This window comes from Corynebacterium hiratae (assembly GCF_009708045.1).
GTDB classification, from domain to species: domain Bacteria; phylum Actinomycetota; class Actinomycetes; order Mycobacteriales; family Mycobacteriaceae; genus Corynebacterium; species Corynebacterium hiratae.
The window spans coordinates 1-365 of sequence record NZ_VIOG01000044.1 but is presented as its reverse complement, the minus strand read 5'-3'; the positions used below and the strand labels follow the sequence as shown (position 1 = coordinate 365).

The window sequence follows — 365 nt, the reverse complement described above, 5'->3', positions numbered from 1 at the left end:
CTTAAAGGGGCAATTTTCCATTCCGATCACGGCAGTGTGTACACCTCACAAGCATTTAGAGAGCACTGCGCTGTACTTGGTGTTCGCCAATCCATGGGAGCAGTGGGTACAAGTGCCGATAATGCCCTGGCAGAATCGTTTAACGCCAGTCTCAAGCGTGAAGTTCTGCGTGATCGGAAAGTCTTTGACAATCCCATCATCTGCCGCCAAGAAGTCTTCCGATGGTGCATGCGCTACAACACGCGCAGACGACACTCCTGGTGCAATCTTCTAGCCCCCGATGACTACGAAGCACTCACATCAGCTACACTGACTCAAGCAGCATAGCTAACCCCCGACGTGTCTACTTTCCGGGGGTCAGGCCC

At 53.2% G+C, this 365-nt stretch carries 1 protein-coding gene; it reads left to right on the top strand.

The features are described 5' to 3' along the window. Positions 1–327: integrase core domain-containing protein (locus tag FME68_RS12970; RefSeq protein ID WP_158397786.1), on the top strand; the 327-nt coding region annotated here is incomplete at its 5' end. Between the last annotated feature and the right edge of the window lie 38 nt (positions 328–365).